Here is a 19957-nt window from a genome sequence, read left to right on the forward strand (position 1 = left end):
GTAGTGAAGCAGGTGTACTTTTCAGCGAACCCAGCAAGGTAAAGCGGTGATGACAATGAATTCAGGCTCGGGCATCGATAACGGCTTCGTCGAGCACCTGGCCGCATTGCGTGCAGCAATCGACTGTCGCTTGCAGCAATTGCTCCCCGAGGGTGGCAACGACAGCAATCTGATCACGCAGGCCATGCGCGAAAGCACCTTGGCACCGGGCAAGCGCATGCGGCCGATACTTCTGCTGCTGGCCGCTGAAGGCCTGGGACACCAGGGTAATCAAGCGCTGGACCTGGGTTGCGCTGTGGAAATGGTGCATGCCGCCTCGCTGGTGCTCGATGACATGCCCTGCATGGATGACGCCCGATTGCGCCGCGGTCGTCCAACCATACACCTGCAATTTGGTCAGGACGTGGCGATCCTTACCGCTGTGGCGTTATTGAGCCGGGCGTTTGGCATCGTTGCCGCCATTCAAGGCCTGGCACCGGACATCCGCACACAACTGGTCGAGGTCATGGCCAATGCTGTCGGCACCCAAGGCCTGGTGCTGGGCCAGTTCCAGGACCTGCGCGATGGCCAGAAAAGTCGCGGCGCCGAAGAAATTGCGCTGACCAACAGCCTGAAAACCGGCGTGCTGTTTGGCGCCATCATGGACATGGCGTGGCTGGTGGGCAGCGCCGACCCGCAGATGAGACCGGGGCTGCAACACTTTGCCATGGAACTGGGCCAGGCGTTTCAGCTGTATGACGATCTGCAAGACAAGTGCGTGGATAACCACAAGGATCAAGGCAAGGACAAAGGTAAATCCACCTTCGTTTCGCTGTACGGTGAGCGACGCGTTACCGAGCGTTTGCGCGCTCATCTGGCGAACGCCGAGCAGCATTTGCATCAGGTTTATGGCAGTTCGCCGACGATCGGCAGCTACATGAAGATGATTTTCCGGAACGTCACCGTCAACCGGTGATGGCGGTCAGTGCTCCAGGTTTTCAACGTTCTGACGCAGGCTCGAAGCGTCGGTAAAACGCTGCTCGCGCATCACTCGACCATTGTTCAGCACCAGCCACTGGACGCTTTCGCGATCACCGTCGTAGCGTGACGCTACCCGGCCATCCTGATCGAGCATGATCCGGTACCTGGCGGAACGCATCGCGGGCACTGCCACCAGTTTCACCAGCGACGGCATTTTCTCGATGTCGGCGACGTACACCACGTGCCGCGTTTCCAGATAGCCGGCCGGTTGATCTTTCAACGCCGCATCCAGCAACTTTGCTGCCGCCATGCTACGGGCGATCAATAGCACCTGCGCGTCGTCGTTGAGGGTGTACGCCTGTTCATGCTGGTCGAGCAGCGTCCATTTGACCACCGGTTTTACGCCTTCATCGGCCACGGCAGAAAAGGCCAACAAACTGAGCGCAAGTGCTGCAAACCGCATACACAGATCCTTTTCAAGTAAAGATAGTTTTAGCGGGTATCCATTGTCGCATTGATGCCCGCATTCTCAAGGCTAGCCCTTCACCGCCGCTTCAATGGCAGCGACATCAATCTTGCCCATTTGCATCATCGCTTCGAACGCGCGCTTGGCCACCGCTGGATCGGCGTCGTTGATTGCAGCCGTGAGCGCGCGCGGTGTGATCTGCCACGATAGACCCCACCTGTCCCGGCACCAGCCGCAGGCACTTTCCTGACCACCGTTGCTGACAATCGCGTCCCATAAACGGTCGGTTTCGGCCTGGTCGTCGGTCGCCACCTGAAACGAAAACGCTTCGTTATGGGTAAACGCCGGGCCGCCGTTGAGGCCCAGACAAGGAATGCCCATCACCGTGAATTCCACCGTCAACACATCGCCCTGCTTGCCCGCAGGGTAATCGCCGGGCGCGCGCATCACCCTGCCGACGGCACTGTCCGCAAAGGTCTGCGCGTAGAAATTCGCAGCGTCCAGGGCGTCGCCGTTGTACCACAGACAAATGGTATTTTTGCTGATCATCGTGGTTCTCCAGGAGGGAACGTGCCGCGTTCATTCTAGTGGCGTATCCGGCATGGGTTGTTACGCCGTTCAGCGGTCTACTCCTCAAGGCGCCCGCTGCCCTCCCGATCGCCCTTGTAGCTGCGGGTGACCGGAAAGGCTGGCAGCCAGGACTCGCGACGGACGGTCCAGCTTTCGTATGTCGGTGTCAGTTGGTTCGGGGCATCCAGGCAACCCAGGTTGATTTCGATTTCATCGTCGCTGCGGTTGAATACCGAGGAGCCGCAGCGTGGACAGAAATGCCTTCCGGCGTAATCGCGGGTTTCCCCAATGATTGTCACGGCGATATCGGCAAATATCGCTGATGCATGAAACAGCGCTCCGTGGAATTTTCGGCAGTCAAGGCAGTGGCAAAGTCCTACGCGATAGGGACGACCGGACGCTTCAATGCGGACCTCGCCGCAGAGGCAGCCCCCCGTGATGGATTGCATGCGGTTTCCTCCGATCGAATTCATATTTCCAGTAAAAATAGACCGTCGACTAGCTCGAATCATTGAACAGAACTGGCCACTGGTCGAATCGATTTGCGCTATAGACTCAACTCAACTAATTTTGAGTCTGTAGATTCTGGTGCGAGATTTTAATATGGCTGTTGCCTTGCAGGAAAAAGCCTTCTCCAAAAGTCAGTGCGTGGCTGGCCTGCGCGCCGCCGTGGGCATTCTGGAAAAGTGGAGCGCTTCCAGTGATCAGGCCTGCCGCATCCTGCGTATATCCCGCAGCACTTACACCCGCGCCCGACAGCGCGACCCGGATTGGGAAGTTGCCCTCGACGCCGATCAGATGCAGCGCATCAGTTTTGTCCTCAACATCCATGCCGCCCTTCGCCTGGTGTTTGATAACCCGGACAACGTCTACGGCTTCCCTGGCATGGCCAACAACAACGAGTTTTTCAATGGCCGCAGTCCGCTGGAGATCATGGCGCAGGGCGATATGGTCTCCCTTTACGAAACCTTTCGGCGCATCGACGTGTTGCGTGGCGCGCAGTGGTAGCGGCGAATGAACTGGCAGAGTTTGCCGGCAAGCGAATACAGGCGTATCGACTGGTCAATTCGAAGTTTCCGCCAATCGCGCTATTTGATGACGTCGCGGACGCGGACGAATTCGAGGTGTTGTATCAGATTCAGGAGCTGACCAATCCCAGATTAAAAAATGAACTGGGTCGCCTGGAGCTTATTCCCCGACGCGAGATTCCGTTCGGTATTCCTGGCTGCTCCTACGCAATAGCGCCCTTCACTCACGTCAACCCCGCAGGCTCGCGGTTCAGCGACGGCAGCTTCGGCGTGTTGTACCTCGCCGATACCATGGAAACGGCCCTCGCCGAAGTTCGTCATCATCAAAGTCTCTATTGGTCGAACGTTCCGAGCCTCAACTACGAGCGCTTCGTTTTCCGTGGGTTGTCGTGCTCTTTCGTGGATAAAGCGATGAAGGATGCCACATCCCTCGCAATCACCCACCCGGTCTACGATCCCGACGATTACAGCCATTCCCGTTTGCTGGGCATGTCGATCAAAAAGGCCGGATGCCCGGGCATTCGCTATCACTCGGTACGAATGCCCGGCAGCTATTGCTGGGCGCTGATGACGCCGAAAGTGGTTTTATCGGTCATTCAAACGGCCCATTACGAAATGATCTGGAACGGCCAGGTGACGAGCGTGAGCGAGATCAGTGAGGCGTGAAGGTTCAGGGCAGCTACCAACTGCCGTAGGGGATGCCGTATTTTTCGACATAACGCTTTGAGTTTTCGGATTGCGGATAGTAATTGCCGCCAGATTCACCAAGGTGTGGTCCCAGTGGTTCGATTTCCGCCTGAGCACGCGCTACTTTTACAGCATTCATGCATTTATCCGAGACCCAAACCTGAGCAATTCCCCCGGGCGCAAGACCAACATAAACCAACGCGATTGTCCCAGGAGGTTCGTCCGGTGTTTTAGGGCATCGGTCATTAAACGTTGACCGCATAATGCGCCGAGCCTCTTCGGGAATATCTATCCAGACCCGGTACGTCGTCCGCTCGACCACCGATTGCCAGCGCACATGGATACGCTTAGGCAAGTCGGCACCAACGACCTCCCGAATTCCTCCAGTGATCTGACCCCAGCCTTTTGCGGACTCGGTGCCGTCTTCAGGCTCATTTCCCGCCGCCGTCCCGCCACCCGTACGACGAAATAGTTTTCCGTTTATGTCTTCGACCTGACTGTCCTCAACCCACACCTTCATGTAATTCGGCTGATTGAAGCTTAGGCTCCACCATTTTCCAGTGAGTTCGTTTTTTGAAAGCGTATCTGAAGCTTGACATCCTGTTATAAAAAACACGGCGATAGTTAGAATCCACGCACGCATCAAAAAACTCTCCAAGTTGAGTCCGGAACATGAGGATGGCGTACGCGGACACCACTCTGCGCAGGCGCGTTAATGTACCGGACGTTCAGACCTCGCTCTGGACTTGCGCCTATTGGATTACTCCAGTTGGCCGATGTATGGATGTATTTAACCTTCAACAGTCTTCTTTCTTGAGCAGTGGGTTCGTAGTTGCCGGAAAGAACGCTGTCGCAGAAGGAACGTAGCTCGGAAGGCACCGCGTAGGCGGGGTCGGCTTCATCGATCACATCAAACAACACACCTCTCTCCTTAGCCAGTTTGTGCATCAAGCGCAGATAAACCACCGACAGCTTGCCGCTGACGGAGCGTTTGAGTTGAAGTCCTGCATAAGCCCGAACTTGCCTTGACCCTGCTATTTCACCCTTGGTCACAAGCGGAGTCGGAGTCGGTGTTACGATTTCCAGCATGGACTCCGGCCAGCCGTCGGCAATCCAGTTCGTTTTCTTTAACTGGGCATCACGGTATATCGAAGTAGTACGAATGTCGGTACCGGCCTGCACCGTCAGCGCCTGCATCGGGCTGACCAGAACGCACTCCACCACTTCATCCCGATACCCGCCACCGATATCCGAATGAACTCCAGGAACAGATATTTCAGTGTGCGCGGGGATCACGGTGCTTAGCGCGAAGTTAGCCCGATGCTCATCACGCGCGGTGATTTGGACGACATTAGTGAAAAACTGACGGTCAAGGTAGAGCTTGATACCTGGCGCCACTGGACTTTGAATATTCCCCAGGTTGGTGACACCTGCCACCGACGGCACGGTGTCGAACAAACCGATGAACCCCATGATGATTTCACTGTTGAATTGACCATCAAAAACCGGACTAAACCCTGATGAATTGCTGCGAATGACATCTCCCAAAGGTCCGAGTTTGCAGCGCACCACTTCGTTCGCAAAATGCCGGGCAGCGGCTGCACCCCTGCTAAATCCGAAGGTGTCAAATGTAAGCGAAGTGATTTCACTGCCGGGATTACGACTTATTGCTTCCTTAACCAGTGTCTTGAGAGCGACAAAAGCCTTTTGAACCTTGCCCGTCACGCCAGCATCACCACGGCCAGTGGCAGCAGCGCCCATGCTGTCTTGCTGGCCAGCATCCGTACCGATCCCGTCGATATACAGGCTGCGCGATACGAGTTTGGCTGAGGTCTCATCGCCAGCCAATTCCGAGGTTGGATAAAGCTCGTAAAGCTTGGAAACATTACTCATATCATTCCCATAACTCCCCTCAGGATCCGCCATGTACGGCTTGCAGCTCGCATCGACATCTTCGGGGCGGATGGGGTGATGGGCGCCGCACAGCAGGCCGGAGGCCGAGTTGTTGGCGTTGTTCAGCGTGCCGTCGAAAAAAACGCCGATGCGCAATGCAACGCGAATTTTCGCTTTCGCAGCGGCGGGCGCCTTGCCGTGTTTCTCGTATTCGGCCCAGCGCTCGGCGTGGATGTCGACGGGTTTGGCTTCGTCGTATCGAAAGTTTTTCGGGGGGTTGGGGACGTATCCGCTCATTCCTTGATCACCTGCTCCTTGGTGTAACGGGCGCTGAGAGTGTCATTGCTCGGGCGATCAGGCAACGCCTGGCTACACGCCATCATTGATGGACAGGGTTTTCCAGCCATTGCTGGCGTTGATAGTCACCATCATCCCAATGAAGTTCTCTTAAAAATTGCGCGGCGTAACATCGCATCCATACCAACCAATAACCCCGGAGCACACCATCATGAAACGCCAACTCTTTCTCAGCATCGCTTTCTCGGTTTTCGCAGCCAACGCTTTCGCTGCGACTTCTGCTCACCCCGTTGTCGCTGAAGGCGGTTCCGATCGTCTGATCGAGCACCGGGTTGCCGAAGGCGGTTCCGACCGTCTGATCGACCGCCGGGTTGCCGAAAGTGGCTCCGACCGTCTGATCGACCGCCGGGTTGCCGAAAGTGGCTCCGACCGTCTGATCGACCGCCGGGTTGCCGAAGGTGGTTCCGACCGTCTGATCGAACGCCGCAATGTATGAGTAAACACCCGCGCAGCAATACCGAACAAAGCCCGGCTGACCCGTCGGGCTTTTTTTGTGGACAACAACAGTAAATGCTCGCTGGACGACCGGTCAGGAAATCGTTCGAACGTCATCGTAACCGCGCCTTCAAAGAAGTAAGCACAGCACCCGCGCTGCGCACAGGAGCGATCATGAACAACGACAATTACCTGCAAGGCGGTTCGGGCAGTGAAGAACCGGTCCCCGTTTCGAATCCGGAAAATCCGGGGCATAACGATGAAGCTACCAATATCGACGACCACGTACCGCTTGCCCCGGATGACGACAGCCCGGTCGAAGACGAACTGGCAGGTCGCTGAACCCGTTCAAGGCTCAAGCGTCGTCATCGCTTGAGCCTGCCACAGTGCCTTGAACGGCCCATCGCGTTTGAGCAAATCTTCCGGCATACCGTCTTCCACAATTTCTCCCTCGTGCAGAACGATCACCCGGTCGAAATTGGCGATAGTCGATAACCGGTGGGCAATCGCCAACACCGTTCGCCCGCGCATCAGTGCCGTGAGTGCCGTACGAATGACCGACTCGGTCTGCGAATCCAGTGCAGAGGTCGCTTCGTCCAGCACCAGAATCGGCGCGTTCTTGAGAAAAGCGCGGGCCAGCCCAAGGCGCTGGCGCTGGCCGCCGGAAAGCATCGCCCCGCGCTCACCGATCAAAGTTGAGTAACCATGCGGCAAGGCGCGGATGAACACGTCGCAATAAGCCTGTTTGGCGGCGTCCATCACTTGCTCTTCTGTGGGTTTCGGCTGACCGTAGGCGATGTTCTCGAAAATGCTGCGATTGAACAACGCAGCCTCCTGCGGAACCACGGCAATCTGCCGGCGCAGGCTGTCCTGGCTGACGGTGCGAATGTCGCGGTCGTCGATCAGGATGATGCCGCTGCGCACATCATCCAGGCGTTGCAGCAAGTTGATGAGGGTGGATTTCCCCGCGCCGGAGGTACCCACCACGCCCACGGTTTGCCCGGCCGGGATGTCGAGAAACAGGTGTTTGAACACCTCGCGTCCATCCGGATAGCTGTAGCTGACATCGATGAATTTTATGCTGCCGCGCGATGCCTGCATTTCTTCAGGCGCGTCGAACAAGGCATGCGGTTGAACGATGATGCGCAAGGTTTCGGAGATGTCGCCGAGCTGCTGCGAAGTGTCGACCAGCGCCAGGGCAAGATCTCGCGAGCCGTGCAGGATGCGGAAGGTCAGCGCGCTGATCATCACCACGTCGCCCGCCGTGATACCGGACTCGCGCCACAGGCTGATCGCCCAGATGAGCATGCCGCCCGCCATTACCGACAGAAAAATATCGTGCAGCACGCGGGCCTTTTCCAGGTAAATCCAGCTGCGTCGCTGCGCCTTCGCTTCGATGCCGATGGCGCGTTCCAGCCGCTGGCGTTCGCGGTTGCGCGCGGAGAACGCCTTGATGGTCCAGACATTGGAAACGAGATCGACGATCTCGCCCCCGACCCGCGCCGATTTCGAGGCAAAATCGATGTGCCGTTTACGCCCTCGAATGCCGAAAAAGGTGATCAGCAAACCGACAACAAACACGCAGCCGATCAAGGCGCCGGCCATACCGAGGCTCACCGTGGAGAGCACGATCACTGCGCCGAGAAAATCCACACAGGGCGGAATGATCTTCCACGCCAGCCCCCCGTAAATGGAACCCGCCGCCGCACCGGCCGAAGAGATTCTGTTGGCCAACGCACCTGCGAAATGCTGGGAAAAATAGCGCATGGGGTGGCCGGTCAGATGACTGAAAAGGTCAACCCGCAAGTCCGCGCAACTGGCGACCACGGTGCGACAGCCAAGCCACCCGCCCAGGCGCCAGAAAATGTTTTCCAGCACGATCAGACCAATGAACAGCGAGAACGGAAACCAGATGTGCGCACTGGCCCGGTCCCCCAATGTCATGACGTCCACCAGCAGTTTCATGCCGTATTGCACGGCGACTGCGCAACTGGCGGCGCCGACCACCAGAAACAGCATCCCGCCAAAATGCCACGGACGCCGACATACATAGCGCCACAAAAACGCTATCGGCTGATCGGGTAAGGTCTGTCCTTCATTTTCCTCTTCACGGTCCATGGTCTTGCGCACCGGGGGGAGTGAAACGTTGCGTCAATTGTTGCATTGCCAGCCCAAGCGGATGGTACGGCGAGCGCTGCCCTTCACCATCGGCATAACCGAACAGGCCCGCCGGGCAATAGCGGTCGTTGTCCCAACCGGGGTAATCCAGAATCGGGTACCAGCAGATGCCCTCAATCGGCACACCGCGACGTATCGCCAGTTCTACCTGCTCGCTGACGTACGCCAGCCAAGGGGCGCGCTCCTCGCCTTCGGCACCGGTCTCGGAAATGAACATCGGTCGCCCGTAACGTTGATGCACTTCGCTGAGCATGCCGGCCAGGGGACGATATTTGGGCGCACCGCGAGGGATTTTCGGACCGTTGAGAAACCATTGGTTATGCGGGTAATAGTTGACGCCGATGATGTCCAGATAGGACTCCTGCCCGCCCAGACCCGGCCATTGCCGGCCGGTGAGCAATTCCCAGGCGTCGAACTGCGACTGGCGATAATCCTCGGCAGCGGTTACCTGATCGACACGGTGCGAACCGGCAATCACATTGATCAACGGCTCGCACTGCACGAACCGAGCGGCCGGCGCCTGCTCGCGAATCGCTTCGATAGCGGCAATGCTCGCGCGCACCAGTTGATGTTTGAGTTCCAGCCCGCGACCGTGTGCCGATGGGTTGAAATACGCGACGGCGCCACCCGCCCAGCTCCAGAACGAAATTTCGTTGAGGGGCGAGTAGAACGGCACATCAATGCCCTCCTCCCTGACCAACCGCGCGACTGCCGCGCAGAATTTCGCAAAACGCTCGACGAACGCGGGTCGCCAAATGTCCAGGTCGTCGGGATAACCGTAGTGACACAGGTCCCAGAGTACTTGGAGATTGCACGCCTTCGCGGCGCGCAACATCGGTAGAAAACTGCTCCAGTCGTAATGCCCCGGACGCGTCTCGATCAGGTGCCAGCGCAGGCCATCGCGGACGGTGCGAATGCCGACGGTCGCCACTTGTCGATAATCATTCTGCACCCAGCGCGCATGACCGGTAGACGCAGACAGATCAAGGCGCCGCCCGTCATTGCGGCGATGGGAAGAGCATTCGTAACCGGCCAACAGAAAACTGTCGAACGTGCCGGGCGCGGTCATGATGCCCGCGCCGGTCCGCCGGCGCTCATGACTCCACTCCATACGCCGGGACATTCGCGTCGGCGGCAGCTTGGGCAATGCGTTGATAAAGTGCCAACGCCTGGCCTACGACCTGATCCATGTTGTAGTACTTGTAGGTACCCAGCCGACCTAGAAAAGTGACGTTCGGCGTGCTGTCCGCGAGCGTTTTGTAACGCTTGTACAGCTCCGCGTTTTCCGGGCGCGGCACCGGGTAATACGGATCGCCGTCGGCGCACGGAAATTCGTAGCTGATGCTGGTCAGCGGGTGGGTTTGGCCGGTCAGGTGTTTGTACTCGGTAATGCGCGTATACGGCACGGCTTCATCGGGGTAATTGACGACCGACACCGGTTGGAACTGCACTTGATTGAGCGTTTCGTGCTGAAATTTCAGCGAGCGATACGGCAGCCTGCCGAAGCAATAATCGTAATACTCGTCGACCGGCCCGCTGTAGACGAGGTGGTCGTAGCAGACCTGATCGCGCACCTCTTTGAAGTCAGTACTCAGCAGGATGTCGATGTTCGGGTGCTCGAGCATGCGTTCGAACAGGCGGGTGTAGCCCTCGAGCGGCATCATTTGATAGGTGTCGCCAAAATAGCGATCGTCGCTGTTGGTGCGCGTGGGCACGCGCGAAGTCACTGACTTGTCGAGGTCTGACGGATCAAGCCCCCACTGCTTGCGCGTATAGCCACGGAAAAACATCTCGTAGAGCTCACGACCGATCTGGTTGATCACCACATCTTCCGAGGTGCGAATGGTCTCCACCGGTTGCGCGCGGCTGGCCAGAAATTCGGCCGCTTGGGGCTCGGTCATGCTCAACCCGTACAGCGTGTTGAGCGTTGTCAGGTTGATCGGGATCGGCACCCGATGCTCCGCCACTTGCGCCAGCACGCGGTGCTCATAGGGGCGCCACTCGGTGAACTTCGACAGGTACTGCACAATGCGCTCGGCATTGGTGTGGAAGATGTGCGGACCGTATCGATGAACCATCACACCGGCTTCATCAAAATGATCGTAGGCATTGCCGCCGATGTGCTCACGTCGGTCAATCAGCAGGACTCGCTTGCCCAACCCGCTGGTGAGGCGTTCGGCGAGGACGCTGCCGGCGAACCCGGCACCGACGATCAGGTAGTCGTAGCGATCGGCAACGGAGCGATCGATGGCAGTTTTCAGGGTTATCTCAGGCATTCGATTTGCTCCTTCATCACTGCGCAGGTCTTGTCCCACGACATGCCATCGAGCACGCCATCGATGCGTTGGGTAAACGCTGCAACGTCACTCTCGTCGGTGAGAATGCTGTCGATGGCCTCGATGAATTCCTCGACCGACGCGGCAATTTTCACCACGCCGCTGTTGCCGTAAGTGCGCACCACATCGGCGATTGGCGTGGACACCACGGCGCAACCTCCCGCGAGGTATTCAGGGGTTTTGGTCGGGCTGATGAAGCGTGTCGATTCGTTCAGCGCGAACGGCATCAGCGCGACGTCCCATCCGGCGAGGTAGGCCGGCAATTGTGAATAACCCTTGCTGCCCAAATAATGAATGTTGGGGTAGCGCGGCAGCATCGCCGGGTCGATCTTGACCACCGGGCCGATCAATACGATCTGCCATTGCGGCCGCTGACGGGCCAGTTCGTCGATCAGGGCGATGTCGAAACGCTCATCGATGACGCCAAAAAAACCGAGGCGTGGATGAGCTATTTCCGCTTGATCGGAAGGTTCCGCAAGCGCCTGGCGTGCGGCACCGAAATGGTTGAGATCGACACTGCTGGGCACGGCATGCGCATTTGCGTGATGTTTGCGCTTGGCTTCCCAGAGACTATAACCGCCGGTAAATACCACGTCGGCCCGGTTCATCAACAAACGCTCTTTTTCCACCAGTTCCCTGGGCGCGCCTTTGAATGCAGACAGCTCATCCATGCAGTCAAAGATGGTCACCTGACCTGTGAGGTGCGAGGTGAAGTCCAGGCTCATCGGCGTCAGATACCACAGCAACAACTGCGACGGCGCCTGGATCGCCAGATAGTCGTCGAGCAATTGCCGCTGGGCGGCGTTGACCTGTTCATGGTCAAGATCGCCGCGAACGTGGGGCACGAGGACAGTCACCCCTTGCGCCGGTTGCGACTGTTCCAGCCAGTCGGTGGCATTGGCGTCGTGAATCGGCTCTTCGAAAAACAGCACGTCGTAGTCTTTGGCCAGGCGCGACATTACATGCTGAGGACGTTGATAAACAAAGCCCCAGCGCAAGTGCGACAGGCACAAAAGAACAGGACGCAAGGACAGCGCGAGGTGCGGATCGGTTGTCAGGGAAGTGGGCGTTAATTGCGAGTCAGGTTGCTGAAGAAGATTCATAAAAATTTCCTTTCGGTCATTGCAAAACAAAATTCGAAGCAGAGTGACAACCTGGCTTCGACCCTAACTCATACGGCTGAAGAGCAAAGCCCGTGACTGGACATCACGTTCTGCGCGCTTCTAAACGTTTTGAGGCACAGCTTGTCGCCAGCGTTCAAAAGCCTTTTGTTTAAAGCGGATGAAGGGTATGTGCCGGTCATGCCAATACTCTGAACTAGTCAGCAGCCCTGACCCCATAACTACAAGCGACGCAACTTTGCTCGCCTCGGGATGAGGGTGGGATCATGATTTTGGTGACCGGAGGTGCTGGCTATATCGGGGCCCACGTTTGCGTGGAATTGCTGCGCAAAGGCAACGATGTTTTGATACTGGATAACTTGTGCAACAGCTCGCGAGTTGCCATTGAACGAGTCGCCGCGATAGCGGGCTCGCGACCGGGCTTCATAAAAGGTGATGTGCGCAATCGCGCGTTGCTTGAACGGATTTTCGACGATTACCCCATTGACGCAGTGGTCCACTGCGCCGGACTCAAAGCCGTGGGCGAGAGTGTGCGCGAACCGTTGCGCTATTTTGAAACCAACGTCAGCGGCAGCGTCACGCTGTGTCAGGCCATGGCGAGTGCCGGCGTGCACACGTTGTTGTTCAGTTCCTCGGCGACCGTGTACGGCGACTGCGCGCACATGCCGATCGATGAAAGTTGTGTGCCGGGTCAGCCGGCCAACCCTTACGGTCACTCCAAACTCATGGCTGAGAATGTCATGACCAGTATTGCCCGGTCGGATGAGCGCTGGTCTGTCGGTCTGTTGCGTTACTTCAATCCGATTGGCGCACATCGCAGTGGCAGTCTGGGAGAAGCGCCGACCAACACGCCGAATAATCTGCTGCCTTACTTGTTGCAAGTGGCCACCGGGGAACGCGAGGCACTGAATGTTTTTGGAGATGACTACGCCACACCCGACGGCACCGGTGTGCGCGATTACATCCATGTGATGGACCTGGCGCAGGGGCACCTCAAGGCGCTGGATTACCTGCAACGAAAAACCGGGGTGCATGTGTGGAACCTCGGCACCGGCTGCGGATATTCAGTGCTTGAAGTGGTGCGCGCGTTTGAGCGAATTTCCGGGGTGGATATCGCGTTGAATATCGGCCCGCGTCGCAGCGGCGACATCGCCCAGTGCTGGGCCGACCCGGGCAAGGCCGAGCGTCAGTTGGGTTGGCGCGCGACTCGGGATCTGGACGAAATGTTGAAGGACGCATGGCGCTGGCAGTGCCAGAACCCTCGTGGGTACGAAGCGGCAGCGTGGGTGAGTTAAACCCGTAGCAGCTGGCGCAGCCTGCGCCAGCTGCTACAGCGCGTGGGCGTGAGGCGTGCATGGACGCAGATTTCTACGAAGTGAAAAAATTGGCATTTACGCAAACGAATCAAGCCCCGCACTGGCGGGGCTTGACAGGTGTCACGCGGCATCAAGACTTACGCGCGCCACCGCCGGAGCTTTGACCTCCTTTTTTGCCTGCATCCGAGGCTTTCTGTTTGTCGTCGGCGAAATTGCCGCCGCGACCGCTGCCTTGTCCGCCGCTGCCCGAAGTGCCACCCGAAGCCTGACCGCCTTTCTTGCCGGCTTCAGAAGCTTTCTGCTTGTCATCGGCGAAATTTCCGGTGTTTTTATTTCCGGTATTAGCCATTTTCGTTCACCTCTTCGTTGCTGGAATCGAGCACGGGGCTCGTTTAATTCCGAGGGCTCGACCGCTCGAAAGTTTGATCCGATTCCAGCTCTCAGACGAGCGGACATGGGTCGCGATTCAACCTCAGCCCAGCGACGTATCAAGGAACATCATCACGCCGAAACCAAGCATCAATCCCAGCGTCGCAGGTGTTTCATGACCGTTACGGTGAGTCTCGGGAATCACCTCGTGGGAGACCACAAAAATCATCGCACCCGCTGCCAGACCCATCGCCACGGGGTAGCCCAACGCAAAGCCCGACGAAATGCCCAGGCCGATGATTGCACCCAACGGTTCCATCAAGCCCGAACCAATAGCGACCAGTGCCGCACGAATCGCGGAAATGCCAGTGACCCGCAATGCCAGCGCAATGGCCAGGCCTTCCGGAATGTCCTGAATGGCAATCGCAGTCGTCAGTGGCAGCCCGACTTTCATGTCACCGCCAGCGAAACTCACACCAATCGCCATGCCTTCCGGCAGGTTATGCAAGGTGATCGCCAGCACAAACAGCCAGACCCGGTTGAGCCGCTGAACATCGGGCCCGCGGCGTCCGCTCTTGTGGTGTTCATGGGGCACAAAGCGATCCAGCCCGACCATCAACGCCACACCCAGCGCCATGCCGAACACCACCACGGCGGCTGCCACCATCTTGTTGCCGGTGATGGTTTCTGCGGCAGCAACGCCTGGAAGAATCAAGGAAAAAGAGCTCGCCGCCAGCATCATCCCGGCAGCAAAGCCGAGCATGGTGTCCTGGGTGCGCACCGCCACATCACGCAGCACCAACGCCAACACGGCGCCCAATGCCGTCGCACCAAACCCTGCCGTGCCACCGAGGATTGCATAGCGCAGCACCTGCGGATTGGACTCAGTCAATGCGCTGTAGCCACTGAACAACAACAGCAGTGTGACAACCGTCAAGGTCAACCAGAACAGAACGCCCGGCCAGCTGCCGCTCCTGGCCATTTCGAGCCATGAACGTGATGGGTCTGCACCCGACGAAGCTGGGTCTGACATAAAAAAACCTCCTACCGGCCGTTGTCCCGCTTGTTGCCTGTTCGTGAGCTGCCTGGCTGCATTTGCCGGGTGATGCGCTGAGCCTCTTGCTCGAAAGACCTGGCGGTCGCGCCGAACAAACCCGACAAATCAATTGAATTGACGGACAAACCTTTGGACTTTGCAATCATTGCCTTGCACCTCTATCAACTGTAGCAACATAAAGGCACCGCACGCCTTGGCGGCGTGCGGTAAACGCTTTACACATCGGTTTTGAGCTGCAGCCCCGAGCCAATATCGGCACCGGTCATTGGATCGCTGTCGGGGTCGGACATGGTGCGGGCTTTCATGTCCATCAACAGTTCTTCTTCGTCGGCACTCAGCTCGACGCTGGCCGAGCCATCGCCGCCATCAACGGCCGGCATTGGATCTTCGACAAACTCCCAATCGTCGCCCTGGTTCCACGGTCCGCGAGTGCTGCCCTCGCCTTGGGACAGGTTGTAGTAAACGTTGGTGAACTCCGGGTTGCCCGGCAACTTGCCTTGCGGGAAGTTCGGCTGGATCGAGTGCAGTGCTTTTTCGAAAGACAGTTGATGCGCGATCTCACGCGTCATGAGAAAGCCCAGCGCTTCTTTCACGCCAGGATCATCAGTGACATTCATCAGACGTTCGTAGACGATCTTGGCGCGGGCCTCGGCGGCGATGTTGGAACGCATGTCCGCAGTAGGCTCGCCAATGGTGTCGACGTAAGCTGCCGACCAGGGCACGCCTGCCGAGTTGGTGAGCGGCGCACCGGCGCCGTACAGGATCTGGGTGATATGCGAATCGTTACCCGCCCCGTTAATGGAACGGTACAGTTCGCCCTCTTCGTCCACGCCTTCGGCCAAACGGCCTTTGGCACCTTTGTTGAGCATGACGATGATCGAACCAACGATCTCAAGGTGACTGAGCTCTTCGGTCGCGATGTCCATCAGCAGATCTTTTCTGCCTGGGTCATCTTCCGCCAACGCCTGGGTGAAATATCGGGAGGCGGCTGCCAGTTCGCCTTGTGCCCCGCCAAACTGCTCGAGCAGCAAGTTGGCCAACCCCGGATTGGGTCGCGCCACTCGCACGGTGTATTGAAGTCGTTTGTTATGAATAAACATGACTGGATCTCCTCAGGCCAAAAGGCACCGACACTCATTCGGGGAATGCCCGAATGCGGTGCCCACAGTCATCTGAAGCACTTGCCCGTTTGAAAATTTTAAAAAGATTGCCGGCTAGCGACGAGTGGCAGGAATCCCGGATTTAATGCCCGGTCGTCGGCGCGTTGCTGTTTGCGTTCAAACTTCTGCAAGCGCCGACTCCTCTATATGACGCGAGTGGCGTATCTGCTCTCTGTAGCAGCCGGCGCAGCCCGCGTCCGCGTTATCGCTGATAGCGGCGGCCATCAGCCTTTGCTTTTGCTCGGATCTGCAGAACGCGGGAAGGTGCGTTCTTCTTCAATGGTGCCGTCTTCGCGATGAATCTTCAGTGACGCGGTTTTGCCGTCGAAGAAGTCGCGAGCCAGTTTGATGATCTCTGCCTTGGTCGACGCCGTCTTCGAGGCCCGTTCCGCGCCTGCCTTCTTCAAGGACCAACCATTGTCGGTTTTAGTGATGTGGTAGCTGTCCATTCGATCTCCTCGCGCATCGAGCGCATTACCGATGTGGTGAGCTGTTGACCGCGGCCTTCGCCATGAGTTTAAAAAGTGGTCGGGCGTTGACCCTGCCTTGGTGTTAAATAGAACGCCTCAGGCTACAGCCCACTCCCTGTCGTGTATTTCAGTGCAACGAGAACCGATATGAACACCTGTTCCAACTACAGCAATGCCCCTTCCGTCAACAAAACACAGGGGTCGACGCATGATTGAGGTTACCGAAGTTTCCATTGCCGAGCTGCGGGCGGCGCTCGAAACCGGCCGCACCACGGCGGTAGAGCTGGTCCAGGCCTATCTCGATCGGATCAATGCCTACGACGGGCCGACCACTGCCACTGCGCTGAACGCAGTCGTGGTCCAAAACCCTCAGGCGCTGGAAGAGGCGCGCGCATCCGACGCACGCAGGGCCAAGGGCGAAACACTCGGCCCGCTCGATGGTATTCCTTACACGGCCAAGGACAGCTACCTGGTGAAAGGGCTGACCGCTGCGTCGGGCAGCCCGGCCTTCGTCAAGCTGGTTGCACATCGCGACGCGTTTACCATCGAACGGCTGCGCGGCGCCGGGGCAATCTGCCTGGGCAAGACCAACATGCCGCCAATGGCTAACGGCGGCATGCAACGTGGCGTCTATGGCCGGGCGGAGAGCCCGTATAACGGTGACTACCTCACCGCGCCCTTTGCGTCGGGGTCCTCCAATGGTGCAGGCACGGCGACAGCGGCCAGTTTCGCTGCATTTGGCCTGGCCGAAGAAACCTGGTCGAGCGGTCGCGGGCCGGCGTCGAACAATGGCTTGTGCGCCTATACGCCGTCACGCGGGGTGATCTCGGTGCGCGGCAACTGGCCGTTGACGCCAACGATGGACGTGGTTGTACCGTTCGCCAGAACCATGGCCGACCTGCTGGAGGTGCTCGACGTGGTGGTGGCGGAAGACCCCGACACCCGCGGCGATTTGTGGCGCTTGCAACCCTGGGTGCCGATTCCGAGCGTCGCCTCGGTGCGCCCCGCTGCTTATCCGCAGCTGGCGGCCGATTGCGCCGCATTGGCCGGAAAACGTTTCGGCATTCCCCGGATGTACATCAACGCAGACCCCGAAGCAGGCACCGCGCAGGCCCCGGGTATCGGCGGGCCTACGGGCCAGCGCATCAACACCCGGCCTTCGGTGATCGCACTCTGGCAAGAGGCCCGACAGGCACTCGAAGCCGCCGGCGCGGAAGTAATCGACGTCGACTTCCCGCTGGTCTCCAATTGCGAAGGCGATCGTCCGGGCGCACCGACGGTGTTCACCCGGGGCCTTGTGTCCAAGGAATTTCTGCACCATGAGTTGTGGGACCTGACTGCCTGGGCCTTCGACGATTTCCTGCAAGCCAACGGTGATCCCCAGCTTAACCGCCTGGTGGACGTCGACGGCCCGCTGATTTTCCCCCACGATCCCGGCACCCTGCCCAACCGGGAAGGCGACCTGGTCGCCGGCATGGACGAATACGTGCGCATGGCCGAACGCGGCATCACGCCGTGGAATGAAATCAGCACGGTGGCGGACGGCTTGCGCGGGCTCGAGCAAACCCGTCGCATCGACCTTGAAGACTGGATGGACAAACTGGATCTGGATGCGGTGCTGTTCCCGACAGTGGCGGACGTGGCACCGGCGAACGCCGATATCGAGCCGGCGTCGGCCGACATCGCCTGGAGTAACGGTGTATGGGTCGCCAACGGCAACCTCGCCATCCGTCATCTCGGCGTGCCGACAGTGACGGTGCCAATGGGGGTGATGGCGGACATCGGCATGCCGGTCGGGCTGACATTCGCCGGGCGCGCCTACGACGACTCCAACCTGTTGCGCTTCGCCTCGGCGTTTGAATCGACAGGCACCAAACGCCTGATCCCGCCGCGCACCCCGCCGCTGTCAGACCGTTGAAAAAAATCGGGACTGGAGTCTTCAGTCCCGATTGCGCAGGGCTACTTGACCAGGCGTTTTTCCCTGGACGGTCGATAACCAAAATAGGCGCTGTAGCATTTGCTGAAGTGGCTGGGCGACACAAAGCCGCAGGCCACCAGCACGTCCACCTGGGACAGGTCCGTGTGCTGCAGCAAACGTCGCGCCTCGGTGATGCGCAGCTCCATGTAATAGCGCTGCGGCGTGGTGCCCAGTTGTTCCTTGAACAAGCGCTCCAGCTGGCGACGTGAACGGCCGGCGTACACCGCAAGTTGCTCCAGCTCCAGCGGCTCTTCAAGGTTGGCGTCCATCAGCTTCACCACTTCACGCAGCGGTGCACTGACGCACACATTTTCCGTCGGTTTGATGCGCCGATAACGCGATTCCTCAAACGCGAGAATATCCTCGATTCCTTCGACCAGCGCCTTGTCGTGCAAGCCTTTGATCCAGTCGAGCGCCATGTGGAAAGCCCCCGAAGGGCTGGATGCGGTTAACCGGTCCCGGTCGATCACATAAGGTTCGCTGGTCACGTGCGTGGATCTGGAAATTTCCGCCAGTGCCGGACGATGCTCGGGATGAATCGCACAGCGATAGCCATCGAGTACACCCGCGCTGCCGAGAAACCACGCGCCGTTCCACAGGCCCGCCAGGATCACGCCCTGTTCGGCGGCCGCACGTATCAACTGATTGAGCTCGTCGCTCGCGTTCAGTTCGGTTCGGTAGCCGCCGCAGATCACCAGCAGATCCAATGCATGGATCGCAGCCGTATCGACGCGCCCGTCGGGGCGGATCACCAGACCGAGGTCGCTGATGACCTCCCGGTCATGCAGGCCGAAGGTGCGTGATGAGAACAGCCCCGGGCGCAGCAGATTGGCCGTGACAATGGTGTCCAGCGCCTGAGTGAATGCGGGCAGCGAGAAATGCTCCAGCAGCAGGAACCCGGTCCGGGTCATGCGGCCCGGCTCGGCAGAATGTTCATTCAGATAGCGGAGGTTTTTGCCCTTCATGCCACCGCTAAATTGACGTCTTTCAATCAAGGTGCGACTCACTCGGCTACATTGACGGACCTGGCTTCAGGCACGCGGCTGAAACGCCATGCTAACCGTAGATCTCCGACAAATATATCAATCCTGGTTCATGACGCCCGCAATGACCCGGATTGTCCGCACTGGCTGGGCAAGACCCGGGCGGCGCTGATCAAGGATCAGTTGCACGGTCAGGCACTGATCCGTGCGTCCGGCGAGCTGTGCACCATCGGCCGCTGACGCCATGCCTTCGATATCGTGCCACCACCAGAAAATTCCGGACCATTGCGGCGCTTGATCGACTACCATGCCTGCTGCCGGTTCCCCAACGGGATTAATAGGGAATCCGAGGTGCCTTGCCAGGCATCAAACGGAACTGCCCCCGCAACTGTAGATGCCGAGCCTGCTCCTGAACTGCCACTGGGATGATTCCCGGGAAGGCTGGAGCCAGGCGACGACGCATCAGTCAGGAAACCTGCCGGCCAAGCAAATCACTAACCGGCGGGGTGTCCGGGAAGGACATCCTTGCGCCCGGTGTTTGAGCTACAACGGCAGCGATCAACGATGTGTTTCCAGTCCGTACCCTGCTCCCT

General features: G+C 58.5%; 20 protein-coding genes, 2 pseudogenes and 1 riboswitch. Of the genes and pseudogenes, 8 read left to right on the forward strand and 14 right to left on the reverse strand.

What is annotated here, in order from left to right; translation table 11 throughout:
• The first annotated feature begins 49 nt into the window (after window positions 1-49).
• Window positions 50-955 carry a polyprenyl synthetase family protein gene (locus ACYZT1_RS15445; RefSeq protein ID WP_462015575.1) on the forward strand — a complete coding sequence of 302 codons (906 nt, stop codon included), beginning with the start codon at window positions 50-52 and terminating at the stop codon, window positions 953-955.
• Between the two features lie 6 nt (window positions 956-961).
• On the opposite strand, the gene ACYZT1_RS15450 is transcribed toward ACYZT1_RS15445, so the two are convergent.
• The 3 genes from ACYZT1_RS15450 to ACYZT1_RS15460 form a co-directional block, all read right to left on the reverse strand.
• Window positions 962-1423, reverse strand: a complete 462-nt coding sequence (locus ACYZT1_RS15450; protein ID WP_462015576.1) for a hypothetical protein — start codon at window positions 1421-1423, stop codon at window positions 962-964.
• A gap of 72 nt (window positions 1424-1495) precedes the next feature.
• Entirely contained in the window at window positions 1496-1975 is a 480-nt protein-coding gene (locus ACYZT1_RS15455; RefSeq protein ID WP_462015577.1) for a VOC family protein, read from the reverse strand.
• Window positions 1976-2052: 77 nt separating this feature from the next.
• Window positions 2053-2445 (reverse strand): GFA family protein, encoded by a 393-nt coding sequence (locus ACYZT1_RS15460; protein ID WP_462015578.1) that lies wholly within the window; start codon window positions 2443-2445, stop codon window positions 2053-2055.
• 154 nt (window positions 2446-2599) lie between these two features.
• Here ACYZT1_RS15460 and ACYZT1_RS15465 point away from each other — a divergent pair, with 154 nt between their 5' ends.
• Window positions 2600-3004: an antitoxin Xre-like helix-turn-helix domain-containing protein gene (locus ACYZT1_RS15465; RefSeq protein ID WP_462015579.1), complete on the forward strand. Its 405-nt coding sequence runs from the start codon at window positions 2600-2602 to the stop codon at window positions 3002-3004.
• Window positions 2998-3690, forward strand: a complete 693-nt coding sequence (locus ACYZT1_RS15470; RefSeq protein ID WP_462015580.1) for an RES family NAD+ phosphorylase — start codon at window positions 2998-3000, stop codon at window positions 3688-3690. The genes ACYZT1_RS15465 and ACYZT1_RS15470 overlap by 7 nt, the downstream gene beginning before the upstream one ends.
• A gap of 13 nt (window positions 3691-3703) precedes the next feature.
• Here ACYZT1_RS15470 and ACYZT1_RS15475 read toward each other — a convergent pair whose 3' ends face one another.
• Window positions 3704-4354, reverse strand: coding sequence for a DUF2931 family protein (locus tag ACYZT1_RS15475; RefSeq protein ID WP_462015581.1), 651 nt, complete (start codon window positions 4352-4354; stop codon window positions 3704-3706).
• Entirely contained in the window at window positions 4354-5901 is a 1548-nt protein-coding gene (locus tag ACYZT1_RS15480; protein ID WP_462015582.1) for a DUF2235 domain-containing protein, read from the reverse strand. Before ACYZT1_RS15480 ends, ACYZT1_RS15475 begins: the two co-directional genes overlap by 1 nt.
• Window positions 5902-6112: 211 nt before the next feature.
• Between ACYZT1_RS15480 and ACYZT1_RS15485 the strand changes: the two are divergent.
• Window positions 6113-6388, forward strand: a pseudogene (locus ACYZT1_RS15485) (hypothetical protein); the annotation flags it as partial.
• A 182-nt stretch (window positions 6389-6570) separates the two neighbouring features.
• On the forward strand, window positions 6571-6738 hold the full coding sequence (locus ACYZT1_RS15490; protein ID WP_462015583.1) for a hypothetical protein: 168 nt from the start codon (window positions 6571-6573) through the stop codon (window positions 6736-6738).
• A 6-nt stretch (window positions 6739-6744) separates the two neighbouring features.
• On the opposite strand, the gene ACYZT1_RS15495 is transcribed toward ACYZT1_RS15490, so the two are convergent.
• The 4 genes from ACYZT1_RS15495 to ACYZT1_RS15510 are packed head-to-tail and all read right to left on the reverse strand — an operon-like array spanning window position 6745 to window position 12013.
• Window positions 6745-8514: an ABC transporter ATP-binding protein gene (locus tag ACYZT1_RS15495; RefSeq protein WP_462015584.1), complete on the reverse strand. Its 1770-nt coding sequence runs from the start codon at window positions 8512-8514 to the stop codon at window positions 6745-6747.
• A complete protein-coding gene (locus ACYZT1_RS15500; protein WP_462015585.1) occupies window positions 8504-9643 on the reverse strand; it encodes a glycoside hydrolase family 1 protein in 1140 nt (379 codons plus the stop codon). Before ACYZT1_RS15500 ends, ACYZT1_RS15495 begins: the two co-directional genes overlap by 11 nt.
• A 25-nt stretch (window positions 9644-9668) precedes the next feature.
• Window positions 9669-10850, reverse strand: coding sequence for a UDP-galactopyranose mutase (gene glf, locus ACYZT1_RS15505; protein ID WP_462015586.1), 1182 nt, complete (start codon window positions 10848-10850; stop codon window positions 9669-9671).
• A complete protein-coding gene (locus ACYZT1_RS15510) occupies window positions 10838-12013 on the reverse strand; it encodes a glycosyltransferase family 1 protein (protein WP_462015587.1) in 1176 nt (391 codons plus the stop codon). The genes glf and ACYZT1_RS15510 overlap by 13 nt, the downstream gene beginning before the upstream one ends.
• Window positions 12014-12297: 284 nt before the next feature.
• Here ACYZT1_RS15510 and galE point away from each other — a divergent pair, with 284 nt between their 5' ends.
• Window positions 12298-13326, forward strand: coding sequence for a UDP-glucose 4-epimerase GalE (gene galE, locus ACYZT1_RS15515; protein WP_462015588.1), 1029 nt, complete (start codon window positions 12298-12300; stop codon window positions 13324-13326).
• Window positions 13327-13477: 151 nt separating this feature from the next.
• On the opposite strand, the gene ACYZT1_RS15520 is transcribed toward galE, so the two are convergent.
• The 4 genes from ACYZT1_RS15520 to ACYZT1_RS15535 all read right to left on the reverse strand — a co-directional run bounded on the left by ACYZT1_RS15520 (window position 13478) and on the right by ACYZT1_RS15535 (window position 16382).
• Window positions 13478-13696: a KGG domain-containing protein gene (locus ACYZT1_RS15520; protein WP_462015589.1), complete on the reverse strand. Its 219-nt coding sequence runs from the start codon at window positions 13694-13696 to the stop codon at window positions 13478-13480.
• 123 nt (window positions 13697-13819) lie between these two features.
• Window positions 13820-14698 (reverse strand): ZIP family metal transporter, encoded by an 879-nt coding sequence (locus tag ACYZT1_RS15525; RefSeq protein WP_462019259.1) that lies wholly within the window; start codon window positions 14696-14698, stop codon window positions 13820-13822.
• 290 nt (window positions 14699-14988) lie between these two features.
• Complete coding sequence (locus tag ACYZT1_RS15530; RefSeq protein WP_462015590.1) at window positions 14989-15873, reverse strand: manganese catalase family protein; 885 nt, start codon at window positions 15871-15873, stop codon at window positions 14989-14991.
• A gap of 284 nt (window positions 15874-16157) precedes the next feature.
• Window positions 16158-16382: a DUF2188 domain-containing protein gene (locus ACYZT1_RS15535; RefSeq protein ID WP_462015591.1), complete on the reverse strand. Its 225-nt coding sequence runs from the start codon at window positions 16380-16382 to the stop codon at window positions 16158-16160.
• A 229-nt stretch (window positions 16383-16611) separates the two neighbouring features.
• Between ACYZT1_RS15535 and ACYZT1_RS15540 the strand changes: the two genes are divergently transcribed.
• Window positions 16612-18321, forward strand: coding sequence for an amidase (locus tag ACYZT1_RS15540; RefSeq protein WP_462015592.1), 1710 nt, complete (start codon window positions 16612-16614; stop codon window positions 18319-18321).
• A gap of 41 nt (window positions 18322-18362) precedes the next feature.
• On the opposite strand, the gene ACYZT1_RS15545 is transcribed toward ACYZT1_RS15540, so the two are convergent.
• Window positions 18363-19346, reverse strand: a complete 984-nt coding sequence (locus tag ACYZT1_RS15545; protein WP_462015593.1) for a GlxA family transcriptional regulator — start codon at window positions 19344-19346, stop codon at window positions 18363-18365.
• Between the two features lie 138 nt (window positions 19347-19484).
• Here ACYZT1_RS15545 and ACYZT1_RS15550 point away from each other — a divergent pair.
• Window positions 19485-19604 (forward strand): annotated as a pseudogene (locus tag ACYZT1_RS15550) (chorismate mutase); the annotation flags it as partial.
• Between the two features lie 63 nt (window positions 19605-19667).
• Window positions 19668-19861, forward strand: a riboswitch (cobalamin riboswitch).
• Window positions 19862-19957 lie beyond the last annotated feature (96 nt).

Source organism: Pseudomonas sp. PB3P13 (assembly GCF_054897735.1).